Raw genomic sequence first — 17,611 nt, 5'->3', positions numbered from 1 at the left:
CATCGGGACGCGGTGTGCCTAGTTGTGGCGGGGTGGGATGCCCGTCTGGTCCGTGCGACCAGCCACTCCGAGGGCTACCAGCTCACAACACGCCACGCCCACCAGGCCCGCGCCCGGCACAACCGAATCCCCAGCGCGGCGTCTCATCCGCGACGCCAGGGCCGTGCTCTCAGCGCGGGATTCGGTTGCGCACGCCCCGGCGCGTTCCCGGCCGGCGCGTCGCGGCGTGACCCGGTTGTTCCGCCCTCGGCTGGTCGCACGGACCAGCCGACCATCCCGCATGTCTCGGGGGCTTCGCGCTCACCGGGGCCACGGGGTTGTCTCTTCGACTCACTCACCAGAACAGGACTCTTCGACATGAGCGACACCACAACGTTCCTCGACACGATCAGCGACCTGCACGTGACCTTCGACAGCGACCGGCGCGCCGCACTCACCGCCGCGGCCACAGCGCTCGAGTCCGCCGGGCCCGAGGATCGTGAGTTCCTCGACGAGCTGGTCAGTACCTTCACCGCCTACCCGTACCCGAAAGCGATGCAGTTGCTCGAGGCCCGGTACGAGAACGAGCCACACAACCGCGAGCGCCTCGCGGTCCTCACACCCGACAGCGACCCGCGCCTGTACGAGCGGGACCGCGCCGCCCGCGCCGCGGTGCTGGCCGCCCACAGCACCGCCACTCCCGCAACGCCGACCGCGCAACTGGCCGCCGCGGAGACCCCGCGCCAGTCAATCCGGATGTGGCGCAATCCCCCCGCGCGCTTGTTCGCCGCACCCCGCCGTTCCACCGATGCCTCCCGCCACACGCCCGAGCAGCTCGCGCGGCGAGTCCAAGCGCGCGGCAAACACCGCCCCGCGCCGCGCCCGGAGCCCGACCTCGTACGCGAGTACGTCGCCGAGCACCTGTACGTGGACACCATGGCCCGCGAGATCGCCGACGCCCAAGCCGCCGACGAACACCGCGCCGCACGCGGACTGCTCCCCCAGCCAGAACAGTCAGCTTCGACCGCACCGGAAGCAGACCAGGCCCGGCAGGAGTGGGATCAGCAGTTGGTGGCGTACGTAGCCGAGCAACGCCACCACGCCATCGCTCTCGCGGGCAAGCGGCCGATCTCCGAACAGGTAGCCCTCATCCACGCCGAGAAACGCACCACCCTGCGCGGAGACGCCCGCCCAGCGATTCCGTTCGGGGGCAACGCGTTGGACTACGACCACGAAGCCATGCAGCCGGTCACCGGGTGGCGGTGCGTGTCCTGCTTCATCGAACGCTCCATCGCCGACCAACACCCCCTCCACACCCGAGACGGCAAGTGGCGTAGCGACGACGGGCTGTGCGACATGTGCCGCACCGACCACACCCGCCCGCGCCTGCCCGAACTCTCCACCGGGTTCACCGCCGCGGACCTCGCGCACACCTACTGCCGGTTCCTGACCGAGACGTACCCGAACGCGGTGCATGCTGTTCTGGCCGAGGTGCGTGCTCGCGCACCGCGGTGGCTGATCGAGATCCTCGACCAGTACCTCCCCCGGCCGGTCGCCCCGGCCGACGCCGAGCAGGACCCGTCGCAGCGACCGGACACACTCACCGCCCGGCCCACGCGCTCGCGCGGACCCGTCCCCGGCGCGGGACAACACCGAGCCCGCTGCGACGCCTGCACCCGCATCCGCCCCGTCAACGACACCGACAGCATGTGCACCGAATGCCGAGTCTGGCTCGGCCTCATCACGATCCCCCCACGCGAGCGCACCGCCGCCTGATCCACACGAGAACGCCCCTGCTCCGGTCCGCCGCGGTGACAACTACCCCGCGGCGGACCGGACCACCACCTCATCGACCACCATCGGGCGATCACCATGCACGACACCTTGCTCTACCTCCTGGGATTCGTCCTCGGCTGGGTCACCTGGGGCAAATCGCTCATCTCGATCGAGGTCACCCACCGCGGCCATGATCAGCGGCCCCCGTCCTGGTACTAGGCCGCCAGGTCGTGGTGCGGTCGGCTATTACACCGACCACACCACCACCCCCGACCTAACTACTCATCACCCACCACACCCACACACACCTCACCTCCCAACTCAACCCCGCACCATCACGCACCTCCACACTCACCACCCTCGCTCCCCACCTCCCCTCCTCACCCATTCACAACAAGCAGACCTCTTGCATTCAGGCCCCGACCAGGGAATTTCTCGGGAAAGGCGACAATGTCACCTTTCCGTTGACACCTCGAAGTGCGCCCCCGGCGGCCATTCCGGGTGTCGCGGACCAGCGGTGCACCGAGCATCGCGAGCGGCTGATACCTGTCGGTAACACCCTTTCTGAAGCAATTTTCCGATTCCATTTCGATAACGACCAGGGAATTTGCCGGATTTGATGCAAACAGCATCACTTATCACTCTGGATAGTACCGCACCCGGGGGCGCTTGATGGATATGTGACAGCGACGCTGCATAAGATTCTCGCTGGGAACAGTTACTTGTATTACCTGCGTCAGGTAGCCGCAGGCGATTCCACCGACCTCGGCACAGACGCACTGGCCGACTACTACTCCGCGCGCGGGGAATCCCCGGGCCGCTGGCACGGCACCGGACTCGCATCGCTCGACATCGCTGCAGGTGAACAGGTCACCGAAGAGCAGATGAAGGCCCTGTTCGGGGAGGGCAGGCATCCGGATGCGAACGCGATCCAAGACCGCGTCTTCGACCGCGAGATCGCCCGCGGCGCCACCACCAAAACAGCCCGCGATAGAGCGGAAAAAGCAACTCGTTTAGGTCGCCCGTACCGCGTTTACGACACCGCAAACGAATACCGGGAACGGTGCGGCGACGCGTTCCGTAAACACAATATTAGCCAAGGAAACAATCCCCATGCCGCCGTTTCCGATGACGCTCGTGCGCGGATCCGCACCGAAGTCGCGACCGAAATGTTCACTGCGGAGTTCGGCCGGGCACCGTTGGATGCACGCGAATTGTCCTCTTGGGTGGCACGAGCCTCACGCCCGAAAAGCGCCGCGGTCGCCGGTTTCGATATCACTTTCAGCCCCGTCAAGTCCGTGTCGGCGTTGTGGGCCATCGCACCGAAAGCGAGCGCTGAACGGATCGCCGCGGCGCACGAAGCCGCGGTGGACGACGCGATCGAATGGCTCGAGCGCCACGGTATCTACACCCGGTTGGGCCGCAACGGTGTGCGGCAGGTCGATGTGGAAGGCATCGTCGCGGCCCGGTTCACGCACCGCGAATCCCGCTGTGGTGATCCGGATCTGCACACGCACCTGCTGATCGCGAACCGGGTGCGCACTCTCGATGGCCTGTGGCGGACCTTGGACGCGTCGATGATCTACCGCCTGACCGTCGTGGTGAGCGAGATCTACAACTCCCGCCTCGAACACCACCTCACCGCGGACCTCGGACTCGGGTTCGCCGAACGTCCCGGAACCGATCCAGCCAAGCGCCCGATCCGCGAAACCATCGGCGTGCCATGGGTGCTGATCGAGCACTGGTCCCGCCGCGACGCCGCGATCACCAGCCGTCTCGGAGAGTTGGCTACCGCGTTCCAGTCCCGGGTGGGGCGTGAGCCGATGCCCAAGGAAATGTACGCGCTGGCCGAGCAGGCCACCCTCGACACCCGCCCGCGCAAGCACATACTGCGCTCGTTGGCCGAGCAACGCGCGGATTGGCGTGCTCAGGCTTTTGCCGTGCTGGGTGGGCGTGAAGCACTCGCGATCGCACTCACCAGAGTGTTTCGCCAACCCCTCACGCCGCCACGAGTTCTCGACGCCGATGCTGTGGCGCGGGTCGCTGCCCGGGTCCTGGAGACGGTGTCGGGTGAGCGGTCGACGTGGCAGTGGCATCACATTCGCGCCGAGGCCGAACGCCGCCTGCGTGGCCTGGTGGATCGCGATCGGTGGGCCGAGACCGTCGACGCGGTCACCGCCCACGCGCTGGCACCGGAGCGGTCGATCCCCCGCGGGGACCCCGACACCGCCGCGGAACCCGCGCTGGATCGCGTGCCGATAGTGTTCCAACGACGTAGCGGTGCCAGCGTTTACACCACGTCCGGTGCGCAGTCGTACACGTCCGCGCGGCGGCTGCAGGTCACCGATCGGTTGATCGACCTGTCCCTGCAGACCGGTGAGCGCACCCTCCCCGAACCTGTGATCACCGCCGCGATCGACGCCTACAACGCCGATCCGGCCCACCGGGATCGCCAGTTGAACGCCGGTCAGATCGCGGTCGTGCGCGCTTTCGCGCGCTCGTCGTGGCGGATCGAAACTACCAACGCGCCCGCCGGTGCGGGAAAAACCACCGCCATGCGTGTGCTGGTGGACGCCTGGCGCGCCTCGGGCGGCACCGTGCTGGGGCTGGCGCCGACCGCGGCGGCGGCCGCGGAACTCGCCGCGGCAACCGGTGCACGCACCGAAACCGCCGACCGGCTGCTGACCATCATCGACGCCCACACACCGTCACCGAATCCACCCCGCGAGAACGGTTTTGCCGCGTCGGTGCCGCAGTGGGTGCTGCAGATCGGGCACGACACGTTGGTGATCGTGGACGAGCACATCAAACTCGGCGACGACAAACGCCTGCGCTTGTTCGAGTTCCTCACCGCCCGCGACGCAGTCATCCGATGCGTCGGGGATGACCGGCAACTCCCCGCGATCGAAGCCGCGGGCAGCGCCGCGAACACCGCCGACGCCGCCCGCGCCTCCACCCTGAGCCACGTGGTGCGGTTCGCCGACACCGCCGAAGGATCCGCGAGCCTGCTCCTGCGCGACGGGGATCCGGCCGGATTCGCGTACTACCTGGACCACCAACGCGTGCATTCCGGCGCCCCAGCCACCGCACACGATCACGCCTACGCGGGCTGGATCGCGGACCACCTCACCGACCGCGATGCGCTCATGCTCGCCCCCACCCACGCGATCGTCACCGACCTGAACGAACGCGCCCGCGCCGACCGCCTCGCCCGCGACACCACCCCCATCGGTCCAGAGACGCGGCTGTCCGACGACCTGTTCGCCTCAGCCGGCGACATCATCTGCACCCGCCACAACGACCCCGGACTGCGCCTCGGGGAACACGATTGGGTGCGCAACGGCTACCGATGGATCGTCACCGCGGTACATCCGGACGGCAGTATGAACGCCAGACACCTGCGATCCGGGCGCCGGCTCGGACACCCGACGGTCCTGCCCGCGGACTATGCGCGAGCACATGTGCGCCTCGGGTATGCGGTCACGATCGACTCCGCCCAAGGCATCACCGTCGACACCTGCCACATCGCACTCACCGGATCCGAGTCACGCAACCAGCTGTATGTCGCGCTCACGCGTGGCGCGCACGCCAACCACCTGTACGTTCCCACCGCCATCGACGGCAGCGAAGCATCCTTCTGGACCGAACCCGGACTCATGCCACGCACCGAATTGGATGTGCTCCAACGGATCCTGGCCCGCGACGCGACCCAACAGTCCGCACTCACCGAACTACGCGACGCCCTGGATCCACACCGGCGAATCGGGCGCGCGGTCGACATCTACCTCGACGCGATCGGCTTGGCCGCCGAACACGCACTCGGCACCGACGCGCTAACTCGGCTCGATGACGCGGCCGAACATGTACGGCCGGGGCTCACCGGCGCTGCCGCGTACCCGGTCCTGCGGGGCCATCTGGCCACGATCGCCTTGTCCGGCCAAGACCCAGTCACCGCCCTGCACACCGCAATCCACGCTCGTGAACTCGACACCGCCGACGACCCCGCCGCCGTACTGGATTGGCGGCTGGACCCCTCGGGCAACCACTCGACCGGCCCCGGCCCACTGCCCTGGATTCATGGACTGCCACACGAACTACCCGACAACACGGTCACCGAACAACTGCACGCACGAGCACGGATCATCGCGGACCTCACCACCCACATCACCCACGACGCGCACACCTGGGACACCGCTTCCGCGCCCGTGTGGGCACGTCCCCTGCTCGGGAATCCGCGCTTGATCGCCGATCTCGCAGTGTGGCGCGCAGCCAACCACGTCCCGGACACCAACCCGCGCCCGACCGGCCCAACGCGTTACCCGGTCCTCGAACGCGACCACCAAGCACTCCTGGACGCTCGCGTCACCGACACTGTCGGCGATCTACACACTGCCGTCGCGACGTGGTCGGGCCTGGCCAAGCGGGTCGATGCCCGCATCATTGCCGATCCCTGGTGGCCGGTCCTGGCCGAACGACTCGACACCGCCGCAACCGCGGGACTCGACATCGATGCCTTACTCACCGACGCCGCAGCGCAGCGCCCGCTGCCCGACCAGATGCCCGCGGCCGCACTGTGGCTGCGCCTCGGACTCGATCCCGCGGCCTTGTCCACCGCTGCCGCAGCAAATAATCTGCGGCCCGAGTGGACCGATCACCTGCACCAGTTGCTCGGCGACGAGGCCACCGACCGCGTCCTCCGCGACCCCGTCTGGCCGCGCCTGGTCGCCGCGGTGGACCGCGCGACCGGCACGGACTGGACACCCGCCGATCTGCTCACCACCGCCTACGAACTCCTGCGCGCCGCCCAGCCAGACACCACTGGTCTGCGTCCTGACCGGCTCGCCACCGCGCTCGCATGGCGCGTCGAAGCTCTCCTTCGCCCCCAACCACCCACCACACCCGAATCCTCCCCCCAACCCTCCACCGCTACAGGACCCGACATGGACGAGAACGACAGCCCTCCGCACACCCACCAACGCACAGATCCGGCACCACAACCACCTCACCCGGACCCCAATTCCTCGGTACCCGAACAACTTCACACCGTCAGCGAACTGTTCCGCACCGGACACATCGCCGAGGCAACCACCCGGTTCGCAACCCTCACCGAGCAACTCTCCGTCGAGGAACGCGACATCCTGGACAAGGTCACCAACACCCTCTACACGACCAGTTTCCCGGTCGCACAAGCCCGATTACGGTGGGCCGCAAACAGATACCCCCACCACCGCGAACTCATCCTCGCCTGCATCCCGGACACCGATCCACACACCTACACCCCCACGGACAGCTCCCAACGCCACCCAACCTCCCGGAATCCGGTACGCGACACCGCACCCCACGATCACCACGAATCGACCCACCGGACCCGCCCAACCACCCGACCACCCGACACCAGTCAAGACCTCGTCCAAAGCTATCTCGACACCCGCGGCGCCATCGACGACCACCCCGACCATCTACCGCTGCCACACGGAGTCATCCACCACTACCACTCAGCCGCTCACGACCCGCAACCACCCGACGAATACACCCTCGACTATGACCGCAGCGCCGCCCCCCGCACCCACGGATTCTCCTGCATGCACTGCGGAATCGAACGCGCCACCACCGACACCACACCCGCACACGGACGGCGCAGCGACGACGGACTGTGCGGCGACTGCCGCGACGACGGCCACCCCGGCATCCCCGACCACGACCCCGCCGACCACATCGACGCCCGCTGTGCACACATCACCAACACCTACCCACCCGCCCAAGCACAAGCCAAACTCCGCCGCGACTGGCGCGATGCACCCACCCGCCGCGACCGCCACGCCATCCACACCTGGGCCACCAAGCACCCGTTCCCCAGCACACCACACGTCACCGCCCCCGCGATCGACGTGTCCGACCCGGTGCAGATGCTCACCGATCACGAACTCACCGCGCACATCACCCACACCGAACACCGCCTCACGATGCCCGCCGACGAAGAGATCCTGTTCGGACCCGCCACACCCGACGACCACGATCACGCCGAGCCAAGAGTGCACGTGGGCTGGCTGCGCAACGAACTCGCCGACCTGCACGCCGAACAGCACCGCCGCACCCGGCTCACCCCCGAACAGGCAGCAGCCGAACACATCGCGCGCGAACACCACCGCCCCGATATCGCCACCGACCCGACACAGAGCAACGCGATGGACGGGACACTCGACCCGACCGCGCGACACGAGGACCTCGGATTGTGAACCCGGGGCGGCGCAGACCGTAAGATTCCGCACTGCACTTGCGAGCCACGCCGCACCAGGAAACGCCCACGCCGCCCCCAGTGCAGCCAAAGGTCCCCGGTGAATCCCGCCGAAAACCCGTACACGAGAAGCAAAACTACCCGTCCCACGACTACCGGGGTGCGGGGCGTGGGGCCGTGCCGTTGGATGTCGTGGCTCGCCACGCCGACCGCAAATCCCGCACCAGGCTCGTCGCCCACCACGCCCAGGTCTCACACACCGAGGCCGCACGCCTGCTGCAGGCCCCGCCCGCGGACCCCGACGCCGACCAGTTCGCGCTACCGCCCTGGGACTCCGACCTCTTGCGGCAGATCCTGCGCAGCACCCACCAGCAGATCCTGTCGTGCACGATCGCGGATCTGGATCTGATCGCCACATCGTCACCGCCGGTTGTCCGTCTCGCCCAGAACGGCCGCGGTTCATGACCGCCGCTCACATCAGCGATCGACTGCACTGGTACGCACTCATCCCCGAACCGGACTTCTTCTTCACCGTCCGCAACGCCTGCGCCGACGCGGTCGTTGCCCTCGGCGAACAAGCCGGGCCACACCTGTTCACCAAATACCCGGCCACCCGCCTGCACGGGCTCCACGACGCGTTCGGATACCTCATGCACCGCGCGGTCGGCCTCGACGCCGTGCAACTCGCCCCGCCCATGACCGAACTCGGCGACCGCCTGCAGCGGCTGCTCACCGACATCGCCGACGACCACACCGCTCTCCCCGACATACGCGCCGCCCCATCGCCGCGGCGATCTCACGCCTGTACCGAGGACTGCCGTCACCTCACACCCCACACCGACCAGCAATCCACAGCAACGCTCACCACGCGAACACCGCCCCAGGGACCGTCCAACCGTACGAGCACCAGCGACTCGGTACCCGTCTAGGTTCCCGTCTCGCGCAAGCTGCTCGGCGCTGCCTGCGCGCCCAGGGCCTTCCTCCCTCCCCGGAGGGAGTGACGGATCCGGCGATGGCCGTACTGATCGATGCGGAAAACATCCCCGCACGCTGCATCCACACCCTCACAGCCGCAGTCGCCAACCACGGTGTCGCCAGGATCTGGCGAGCATACGGTGACTGGAGCCACCCAGGTTTGGCCCACTGGCGAACCACAGTCGCCGAGCACGGCATCCGGCCGATACACCACTGCGGTACCTCTACCGGCAGGAACTCAGCCGACCTGGCCTAGCGATCGACGCGATAGATCTGCTGCACCACAACGACATACGCACCTACGTCATCGTCATCAGCGACGCAGACTTCACCGGACTGGCGATCCACCTCCGCGAATCCGGCTGCCAAGTCCACGGACCCGGAGAATACGAAACCCGCGCCTCTTTTGCTATGGCCTGCACAACCTTCACCTACCTCGACCGTCACCCCACACGCCAGCCAGCAACGAAACAGACCACGCACCAGGCAACACCGCACCATCCCACACCAAACACCCATGACGGCAACGCTTTACCCGCTGCCAGCATTCGCTCGGCTTACTCACACGACTGGCCACGGGTCTTCTGGATGTCGCGACCACCGCGGCCGGCCCCGCATGAGGTCGCGCACTGCATGCTTCGAGATCCGACGTGGGCTGCCCAAGCTCGATACAGGCCCGGACGAAACGATATTTGTGACGGCGACACCCGCATCAACCATCGGCCGCACAGGCAGCGAGAACCCCGCAGCGGGCATCAACTCTGCTCGCTGCCAGCGACTCCGTGGCGCTGTGAATACCACCACCTGACCGACAAGATCGGTTCGGCACTCGGTTGACGATCACTCGCCCGCCGCTGCGGCATCAACCTGCTTAGCAACAAGAGCCTGTCAGTCCCTCGACGCCCAGCCGATCACTGCGGACGCATTCGGATCGCACCGACATCGCCGACATCGACACAATTTGAACGGATGTTCTAATGTTTTGTTCGTGGCGGGATCGAGCGGACCCGCCGCCGCTCGAGACGGGCGACCAGTCGGCTCATGGCAGCACGGGCCTGCCGGTGCTCGGTCTCGTAGCCTGCGACTTCGTCAGCGACAACGCTGAGGGCCAAGCCCTGCATAGCGGACGCGATGAGCGCAGGCGGGAACTCATCCCGGTCGAGGTCGTACTCCAGAAGGATCTCGTCCAGGATTCCCATCTGCATCCGCCGTACCTCGCGGGCGACCTCGCCCATCTCGGCCTTCAGCACTGGCCGATGATTGGCCGCCGCTAGGAATTCGATGAACAGCGCCGTCCCCCGCGGATCCGACGCCAGATCCCACCATGCCTGCAGTGGACGCGGTGAGGCCAGCGCCACCTTCATGCGTTCCACATTCTGCTCGGAGCGTCGTCGCAACAGCGCGAGAAAGAGATCGTCGATGGTTGGGAAGTAGTAGTGCAGGAGGGAAGCCCGCATGCCGATCCGTTCGGCCACGTTACGTGAGGATATCGCCGCGTACCCCTCGAGCAGCATGATCTCCTCCGCCGCATCCAGAGCACGACCCACCTTCTCCTCGGTTGCCGCACGTCGACGCCGGGGTTCGGCCATCCGCCTCCGCCTCCTCTCCGTTTGTTCCATCTTGCCCGGCCCGCTGGACATATTGACAACACCGACCTCTAAAGTTTGAATAAGTGTTCAAAGTATTGGCGACGAAGTAGTCACACCATGAGGTGTCAGAGTGAGCAATACGAGCCCCTTGTACTGGGATCCGTTCGACCGCGGGATCGCCCGCGATCCGTACCCGATCTATCGGCGTATGCGCGCCGAGGCGCCGCTCTGGTATAATGACCGCCACGACTTCTGGGTCCTCAGCCGCTGGGACGACATCGACAACGCGCTGCTCGACTGGACCACCTATTCCTCCTCGAGAGGTCCGATCCTCGAGGTCATCAAGGCGAATATCGAGATCCCACCGGGCACGCTGCTGATGGAGGATCCGCCCATTCACGACCTCCACCGCCGCTTGCTCGCCCGGGTGTTCACGCCGCGGCGGGTGCTGGCGCTCGAACCGGCGATCCGCGAGTACTGCGTCCGCTGCCTCGAGCGGCTCGACGGGCTCGACCGGTTCGACCTCATGACCGAGTTCGCCAACGAGGTCCCGATGCGCGTCATCGGCATGCTGCTGGGCATCCCCGAAGAAGACCAGCTCACGATCCGGGAACGCGCCGACGCCAAATTACGCACCGTGCCCGGCGAACAGATGCGGGTGTCCGCACGCGCACTCATGGATACGGACCTGTTCGCGAATTACATCGAGTGGCGCGCCGAACACCCCTCCGACGACCTGATGACCGAACTCCTGAACGCCGAATTCGAGGATGAAACAGGGATTAGACGCACGCTCACGCGCGAGGAGATTCTGACCTACGTCACCGTCCTCGCCGGTGCCGGCAACGAAACGACCGCACGCCTGATCGGCTGGCTCATCGCCGTGCTCACCCGCTACCCGGACCAGCGCGCCGACCTCCTGGCCCACCGGGAGCTGATCCCTAACACCGTCGAGGAAACGCTGCGCTTCGAACCCACCGGACACGCCATAGCGCGCTACGTAACGCGCGACGTCCAACTGTACGGCCAGACGATCCCGGAAGGCAGCGCGATGATGCTGCTCGAGGCTTCGGCCAATCGCGATGAGCGGCACTGGGACGACGGCGAGCGCTACAACATCCATCGCGAGCTCAACCAACATCTCACCTTCGGAATCGGTACCCACTACTGCCTCGGCGCCGCCCTCGCCAGACTCGAGGGCCGGATCGCCCTCGACGAATTTCTCAACAGGTTCCAGGCGTGGGACGTCGACTGGGACCACGCGCGGCTGTCCTCCACTTCGACGATGCGCGGGTGGGAAACCCTCCCTCTCAGCATCGGCTGAGAATCACCGACCAAAAATATCGAGCCGGCCACATTTCGATGGTCGGCTGACCACGAACGGAGAAAAACACCATGGGCAAGCTCGACGGCAAAGTAGCGTTCATCACCGGCGCAGCGCGCGGACAGGGACGCAGCCATGCCTTGCGCCTCGCCGAGGAGGGGGCCGACATCATCGCGGTGGATATCTGCGCCCAGATCGAATCCGTGCAGTACCCGATGTCCACCTCGGCCGACCTCGACCAAACGGTTTCCGAGGTCGAGAAACTCGGACGGCGCATCGTCGCATCCCAATCAGATGTCCGTGACTACCCCGCGCTCCAGAAGGCCTTCGACGAAGGCACGGCCGCGCTGGGCCCGGCCTCCATCGTCGTCGCGAACGCAGGCATCGGCGCCGGAGGCAAGGGCATGGACCCCGACCAGGAATGGGAAGATGTCGTCGCGGTCAACATGAGCGGCGTGTGGAACACCGGTCGCGTCGCGATTCCATCGCTGCTGAAGCACGACAACGGCGGTTCGATCATCCTCACCAGCTCCACCGGTGGACTCATCGGCGTCGGCATTCCGACAGCCGGGTTCCTCGGCTACACCGCAGCCAAGCACGGCGTCATCGGGTTGATGCGGTCTTGGGCCAATTACCTTGCCCCGCATATGATCCGGGTGAACAGCGTCGCGCCCACAGCCGTTCGCACCCCGATGGCCGCCGACGGCGACCTCGCGGCGATCATGGAGCGCAACCCGGCACTCGCCAACTCGCTGACCAATGCCATGCCGGTCGATCTGGTGGAGCCACTCGATGTGTCCAACGCGGTCTTGTGGCTGGCCTCGGACGAGTCGCGCTATGTGACCGGAACGGTCGTTCCGGTGGACGCGGGCATGCTCAACAAGCGGTAAATCCCATGGCTCCAACTCGCTCCATCCGCGCGGTCCGCGCAGCCGGAGGTTCGGCAGTTCTCGCCGCGGTCGACGAACCACCAGGCTCCGGCGAGATCATTTCGATGCGTGCTGCGGGAATCTGCGCGTCGGATATCGTCGCACTCGCGAACGGCACGCCCTGGATCATCGGACACGAGCTTTCCGGTGTCCACGCAGACGGGACACCGGTCGTCATCGAGGCGCTGTACGGCTGTGGGACCTGCGAGTCATGCCGAACCGGACAGTACAACCTGTGCCGCACCGCCCTCGGACGCGGCCTCGGCTTCGGCGCGGACGGCGGGATGGCCGAGCGGTTTCGAGCGCCGAGGCGTCATCTAGTCGAGCTGCCCGAGGATCTCGACGTTCGCGACGGATTCCTCGCCGAACCCGCGGCGGTCTCCTGGCACGGAGTACGGATCGCCGACGCGGGGCCGAACACGCGAGTGCTCGTGATCGGCGGCGGTTCCGTCGGGCTACTCGCCGTCGCCGCCGCGCAGGCGCAGGACGCTGCCGAGGTCGCTCTCCAAGCGCGTTACCGCCACCAAATGGAGATAGGCGAGCGTCTCGGGGCCACCGAGCCGAAAGGCCGCTACGAGATCGTCATCGATGCCGCAGGTTCCAGCAGCGCCTTGCTCGATGGCGCACAATGGCTGGCGCCATGCGGCATCATATCCGTGCTCGGTGTCCACTATCACCACCTCGAGGTTCCGTCGACGCTGCTCATGATCAAGGAAGCCCGACTCGTCGCCTCCATGGGCTACTGCACCCACCCGAACGGCCGCGACATGCGCCAAGCAGCGGAAATGCTGGCGGCCCGCCCAGAGATCGCAGAGGTACTCGTGACACACCGCTTTCCACTGGCCGATGTCACCGAAGCGTTCCGCGTGGCCGCCGACCGCAAGTCGGGCGCGATCAAGGTAGCGCTCGAACTCGGATAACCCTCTGCCGGAACAGAACAGATATCGGAAACACTGGACATCACCTCGTGCGCTGCCTACAGCTCGAAGCGAATCAGGTTTGATCGCCGAGAAGTGTATTGCGGACATGACGTAGATGAGCCCGCATCGCGGCTCGTGCCGCGTCCGGGTCACGGTCGGCGATCGCGTCGACGATTTCGCCGTGTTCGGTGCAGTACTCACGTTGCAGCGCAAGGCGGAACGTGCGCTTCTTCAATCCTCCCCACACAGGTTGCCGACGGCTGTCGATGAGGAGTTCGCTGACACGGATCAACACCATGTTGTGGGTGGCCAGAGCAAAGCTGTGATGCAGCGCGGTGTCCCAGTGCTCGAATTCCTCCGAAGAGTTCGCCTTCTCCCCGCCCTGCAGGCAGCGGCGCATTTCAGCGATATCCGCCTGCGTCGCAGCTGCCACGGCAAGCGGTAACAGCTCGGGCTCGAGGGTGAGCCGTGAGCTCATGATCTCGGCGGGACTCGGCTGATTCTCCGATTCCGTTCGCACTCCGACAGACGCGCTCGGTGCCAGAAAGGTGCCCCGGCCGACATGCCGTATCACCGCTCCCTGACTCTCCAGGCCGTTCAGCGCCGAACGTACAACTCCGCGACTGACTCCGATCGCGGCGGCCAGCTCACGTTCGGTCGGCAGCTTGTCGCCTGGACCAAGTCCCTCTTCGGCGATCAGCGCATCGACGTGCTGCAGCACCGATGCCCCCAGACCGACCGGCTCAGGCATCACAACTCCTCTCCTCCGAGTGGACCAATGATAGACATTGGTTCACCAAGCACGCCAATAGGTCCCCGGCTACTTGTCTCTACCACGGCCTATTGACTCCGTACGGGCACCAACCTACTGTGACCAATACAGACCGATTAAGCATATTGGTTCACATTGGTTCAAGGAGGCAGGTAGTGCGCTTTGCGCGGGTACAAGGTACAGATGGTGCACGGATCTGTGTGGTGGACGGCAACGGAGCAGCGCGAGCCGCTCGGTTCAGCGACACCGGCGAATCGGTCCGTTCACTGCAGCAACTGATCGAGGCGGGCGCCGATGCCTCGGCACGGCTGGCGATCGCGGACACCGTCGAAGGCGGCAAGGTGCTCGCGCCGATCGTGCCGCACCGCAATATTTTCTGTGTGGGCCGCAACTACTCCGAGCATGCCGCGGAGTTCGCCCGCAGCGGATTCGACGCGACCGATTCCGCCGACGGTCAGCATGTGCCGCAGTATCCGGTGGTATTCACCAAGCCCGCCGCGACGGTGATCGCCTCCGATGACGTGATCGACCCACACACCGACCTCACCTCGGCGCTGGACTACGAAGGCGAGATCGGGATCATCATCGGCAAGCGTGCCACTAAGGTCACCAAGGCCGACGCGCTCGAGTACGTGTGGGGCTACACGCTGATCAACGATGTCACCGCACGCGACCTGCAGCGCGACCACAAACAGTGGTTCATCGGCAAATCGCTCGACACCTTCTGCCCGCTGGGCCCGTGGGCCGTGTCCGCCGACGAAGTCGACATCACGAACGTCCAGCTCCAAACGCGTGTCAACGGCGAGATCCGCCAGGACGCCAACACCGCGCAGCTGATCTTCGACGTACCGACCATTATCGAAACCCTTTCCGCCGGAATCACTCTCGAACCGGGCGATGTGATCGCCACCGGCACTCCGGTCGGTGTCGGCATCGGGTTCGACCCACCGAAATTCCTGCAGACCGGAGACGAGGTGATCGTGTCGGCCACCGGGCTCGGCGAACTGCGCAACTCGGTCGGAGCCGTCATCGATCGCGATCACCTGGTGCCCGCAGCCGGGCGGCGTCTGTTCCGCGAGAAGACGGGAGCCGGCCCGGCGGTGGTCCTCATTCACGGTTTGGGTGGCGCCACGACGGTCTTCGAAACACAGGTGGCCGCACTGGCCGAGACCAATACCGTCCTGCGATACGACCTGTCCGGACACGGCCGATCACCGTTCGCCGGTGCGGCCGGTATCGACGAGTGGGTCGAGGAACTGCGTGCATTGCTGGATGCGGAGGGCATAACCACCACGGCACTGGTCGCGCATTCGATGGGCACGTTGATCGCCACGACATTCGCGACTCGCTACCCGGATCGCGTCAGCAGCATCGCTCTGCTGGGGCCTGTCAGAACTCAGAACGATCAGGCCCGCAAGGGCACTCGCGCCCGTGCCCGCGTCGTGCGCGAGGGCGGCATGTCCGCGGTGGCGGACACGATCGTCGCAAACGCCTTGTCTCGCAAGACATTGGAGACCCAGCCGCTGACCTCGGCACTGGTCCGTGAGCTCCTACTCGGCCAGAACCCCGAGGGCTATGCCGCGGCCTGCGAAGCCCTCGCCGCAGCCGTCGAGCCCGACATCACGTCGATCGATGTTCCGGTTCTGCTGGTCACCGGCGATGCCGACCCGGTCAGCCCCGTCGCGGTCAATGAGGACCTACTCGCGTTGTACCCGAACGCCCGACTGCACGTCCTGGACGGTGTCGGCCACTGGCATCCCATCGAAGCCCCGGACGCGGTCACCACCCAGCTCGTCGAATTCCTCGCCAAGCCTTGATCATTCGCTCGAAAGGAGGGCGACAATGACGTCTGCCCCTACCCACAACACCGACACACTGTTCACCAATGTCCAGATCTTCGACTCCACCGGCTCCGACTCGTTCAACGGCGAGGTCCTCGTTCGCGGGAACCACATCATCGCGGTACGACCTGGCACCGATGAGCTTGCCCGCGAAGGAGTCCGCGTCATCGATGGCGGCGGGAAGTTCCTGATGAGCGGCCTGTGCGATGCACACACACATTTCTCCTGGGTCAACTCGGCCGATCTGCCCGGCCTCGGTTCCATGGGGGTCGAGGAACACACATTGCTGTGCGCCCGCTCGGCACGGACCTACCTCGACTATGGCTACACCATGTGTGTCGGTGCCGCCGCGGCCAAACCCCGGCTTGACGTCGTCATCCGCAATGCCATCAACGACGGCCAGATCCCCGGCCCGCGTTATTTGGCCAATTGCCAGGAAATCGCCGTGACCGGCGGCGCGCTCGTCGAAGGAATCACCGCCTTCGCCGACGGCCCCGAGGAAATGCGCAAGGCAGTGCGCCGCAACGTCGAACTCGGCGCCGACCTGGTCAAACTCAGCATGTCCGGAGAGGAGATCACCGGCAATCAGCACGCCGCGGACAACTACTTCTCCGACGAGGAGACCCTCGCAGCGACGACCGAGGCACACCGCCGCGGATTGCGGGTGTGCTCGCACGCCCGTTCCGGCGACTCGGTGAAGATGTCGCTGCGCAACGGCGTCGACATCATCTATCACGCCTCCTTCGTCGACGAGGAAGGCTTGGACATGCTCGAAGCGAAGAAGGACGAGGTCTTCGTAGCGCCGGGCATCAACTGGCTGGTGGCGACCCTGCACGACGCCGCCGATTTCGGCTACCCGCCGGAAGCCGCCGAGGCCGCCGGGTACAAACACGAGCTCGAATGCGCCATTGACGGACTGAAGAAGATGAAGGCGCGCGGGATCCGCATCCTTCCCGGTGGTGACTACGGTTTCGCGTGGACCCCGCACGGCACCTACGCGCGCGACTTGCAGCATTTCGTCGAGCTGCTCGATTACACGCCGAAGGAAGCCTTGCTGTCGGCGACTGCGCTCGGCGGCCAGATCATGCGTCGGCCCGACGAACTCGGCCAGATCAAACCCGGATTCCTCGCCGACATGATCCTCGTCGACGGCGACCCACTCACCGACATCACCGTCCTGCAGGACAGTGACCGGATCGTCGCGATCATGAAAGATGGTGTGTTCCACAAGGATCCGGGCGACGGTGCCGAAGCGCACCCGCGTTGACAGG

Annotated in this window: 14 protein-coding genes; 12 read left to right on the top strand and 2 right to left on the bottom strand. The window is 66.0% G+C overall.

Annotated elements, in window-relative coordinates; translation table 11 throughout:
* Positions 1 to 357 precede the first annotated feature (357 nt).
* From ON40_RS38000 to ON40_RS56365, 7 genes are all read left to right on the top strand, one after another.
* Positions 358 to 1,755, top strand: a complete 1,398-nt coding sequence (locus tag ON40_RS38000) for a hypothetical protein (RefSeq protein ID WP_040830237.1) — start codon at positions 358 to 360, stop codon at positions 1,753 to 1,755.
* A gap of 96 nt (positions 1,756 to 1,851) precedes the next feature.
* Entirely contained in the window at positions 1,852 to 1,974 is a 123-nt protein-coding gene (locus tag ON40_RS55610) for a hypothetical protein (protein WP_281033104.1), read from the top strand.
* A gap of 461 nt (positions 1,975 to 2,435) precedes the next feature.
* Positions 2,436 to 7,991 (top strand): MobF family relaxase, encoded by a 5,556-nt coding sequence (gene mobF, locus ON40_RS37995; protein WP_083896225.1) that lies wholly within the window; start codon positions 2,436 to 2,438, stop codon positions 7,989 to 7,991.
* Between the two features lie 176 nt (positions 7,992 to 8,167).
* Positions 8,168 to 8,455 carry a hypothetical protein gene (locus ON40_RS37990; protein ID WP_040830236.1) on the top strand — a complete coding sequence of 96 codons (288 nt, stop codon included), beginning with the start codon at positions 8,168 to 8,170 and terminating at the stop codon, positions 8,453 to 8,455.
* A complete protein-coding gene (locus ON40_RS37985) occupies positions 8,452 to 8,919 on the top strand; it encodes a hypothetical protein (RefSeq protein WP_040830234.1) in 468 nt (155 codons plus the stop codon). The genes ON40_RS37990 and ON40_RS37985 overlap by 4 nt, the downstream gene beginning before the upstream one ends.
* A gap of 83 nt (positions 8,920 to 9,002) precedes the next feature.
* Entirely contained in the window at positions 9,003 to 9,221 is a 219-nt protein-coding gene (locus ON40_RS56370; RefSeq protein WP_157186690.1) for an NYN domain-containing protein, read from the top strand.
* The gene (locus ON40_RS56365; RefSeq protein ID WP_373282049.1) at positions 9,134 to 9,802 is read left to right on the top strand and encodes an NYN domain-containing protein; all 669 of its coding nucleotides are present in this window, start codon (positions 9,134 to 9,136) and stop codon (positions 9,800 to 9,802) included. Before ON40_RS56370 ends, ON40_RS56365 begins: the two co-directional genes overlap by 88 nt.
* Before the next feature lie 137 nt (positions 9,803 to 9,939).
* Here the strand turns inward: ON40_RS56365 and ON40_RS37980 are convergent, their stop codons facing one another.
* On the bottom strand, positions 9,940 to 10,554 hold the full coding sequence (locus ON40_RS37980; protein WP_040830232.1) for a TetR/AcrR family transcriptional regulator: 615 nt from the start codon (positions 10,552 to 10,554) through the stop codon (positions 9,940 to 9,942).
* 208 nt (positions 10,555 to 10,762) lie between these two features.
* Here ON40_RS37980 and ON40_RS37975 point away from each other — a divergent pair, with 208 nt between their 5' ends.
* From ON40_RS37975 to ON40_RS37965, 3 genes are all read left to right on the top strand, one after another.
* Complete coding sequence (locus tag ON40_RS37975; RefSeq protein ID WP_218008939.1) at positions 10,763 to 11,878, top strand: cytochrome P450; 1,116 nt, start codon at positions 10,763 to 10,765, stop codon at positions 11,876 to 11,878.
* A 71-nt stretch (positions 11,879 to 11,949) separates the two neighbouring features.
* Positions 11,950 to 12,768: a mycofactocin-coupled SDR family oxidoreductase gene (locus ON40_RS37970; protein WP_040830227.1), complete on the top strand. Its 819-nt coding sequence runs from the start codon at positions 11,950 to 11,952 to the stop codon at positions 12,766 to 12,768.
* Between the two features lie 5 nt (positions 12,769 to 12,773).
* The gene (locus ON40_RS37965; protein WP_085997871.1) at positions 12,774 to 13,727 is read left to right on the top strand and encodes a zinc-dependent alcohol dehydrogenase; all 954 of its coding nucleotides are present in this window, start codon (positions 12,774 to 12,776) and stop codon (positions 13,725 to 13,727) included.
* Positions 13,728 to 13,800: 73 nt separating this feature from the next.
* Here ON40_RS37965 and ON40_RS37960 read toward each other — a convergent pair whose 3' ends face one another.
* Positions 13,801 to 14,478: a FadR/GntR family transcriptional regulator gene (locus ON40_RS37960; RefSeq protein WP_040830225.1), complete on the bottom strand. Its 678-nt coding sequence runs from the start codon at positions 14,476 to 14,478 to the stop codon at positions 13,801 to 13,803.
* Positions 14,479 to 14,702: 224 nt separating this feature from the next.
* Here ON40_RS37960 and ON40_RS37955 point away from each other — a divergent pair, with 224 nt between their 5' ends.
* Together ON40_RS37955 and ON40_RS37950 are read left to right on the top strand one after the other, a co-directional pair.
* On the top strand, positions 14,703 to 16,316 hold the full coding sequence (locus tag ON40_RS37955) for a bifunctional fumarylacetoacetate hydrolase/alpha/beta hydrolase family protein (protein ID WP_245568171.1): 1,614 nt from the start codon (positions 14,703 to 14,705) through the stop codon (positions 16,314 to 16,316).
* Positions 16,317 to 16,341: 25 nt separating this feature from the next.
* Positions 16,342 to 17,607, top strand: coding sequence for a metal-dependent hydrolase family protein (locus ON40_RS37950; protein WP_040830221.1), 1,266 nt, complete (start codon positions 16,342 to 16,344; stop codon positions 17,605 to 17,607).
* Positions 17,608 to 17,611: the final 4 nt, after the last annotated feature.

The organism is Nocardia jiangxiensis NBRC 101359 (assembly GCF_000308615.1).
GTDB lineage: Bacteria > Actinomycetota > Actinomycetes > Mycobacteriales > Mycobacteriaceae > Nocardia > Nocardia jiangxiensis.
This window is presented reverse-complemented; position numbering and strand designations above follow the sequence as displayed.

Coding starts and splice junctions, on each gene's coding strand:
- ON40_RS56370 (WP_157186690.1), top strand. CDS start 9,003: ATGGCCGTACTGATCGATGCGGAAAACATCCCCGCACGCTGCATCCAC.
- ON40_RS37985 (WP_040830234.1), top strand. CDS start 8,452: ATGACCGCCGCTCACATCAGCGATCGACTGCACTGGTACGCACTCATC.
- ON40_RS38000 (WP_040830237.1), top strand. CDS start 358: ATGAGCGACACCACAACGTTCCTCGACACGATCAGCGACCTGCACGTG.
- ON40_RS37980 (WP_040830232.1), bottom strand. CDS start 10,554: ATGGCCGAACCCCGGCGTCGACGTGCGGCAACCGAGGAGAAGGTGGGT.
- ON40_RS37950 (WP_040830221.1), top strand. CDS start 16,342: ATGACGTCTGCCCCTACCCACAACACCGACACACTGTTCACCAATGTC.
- ON40_RS37975 (WP_218008939.1), top strand. CDS start 10,763: ATGCGCGCCGAGGCGCCGCTCTGGTATAATGACCGCCACGACTTCTGG.
- ON40_RS55610 (WP_281033104.1), top strand. CDS start 1,852: ATGCACGACACCTTGCTCTACCTCCTGGGATTCGTCCTCGGCTGGGTC.
- ON40_RS37970 (WP_040830227.1), top strand. CDS start 11,950: ATGGGCAAGCTCGACGGCAAAGTAGCGTTCATCACCGGCGCAGCGCGC.
- ON40_RS37960 (WP_040830225.1), bottom strand. CDS start 14,478: ATGCCTGAGCCGGTCGGTCTGGGGGCATCGGTGCTGCAGCACGTCGAT.
- ON40_RS37965 (WP_085997871.1), top strand. CDS start 12,774: ATGGCTCCAACTCGCTCCATCCGCGCGGTCCGCGCAGCCGGAGGTTCG.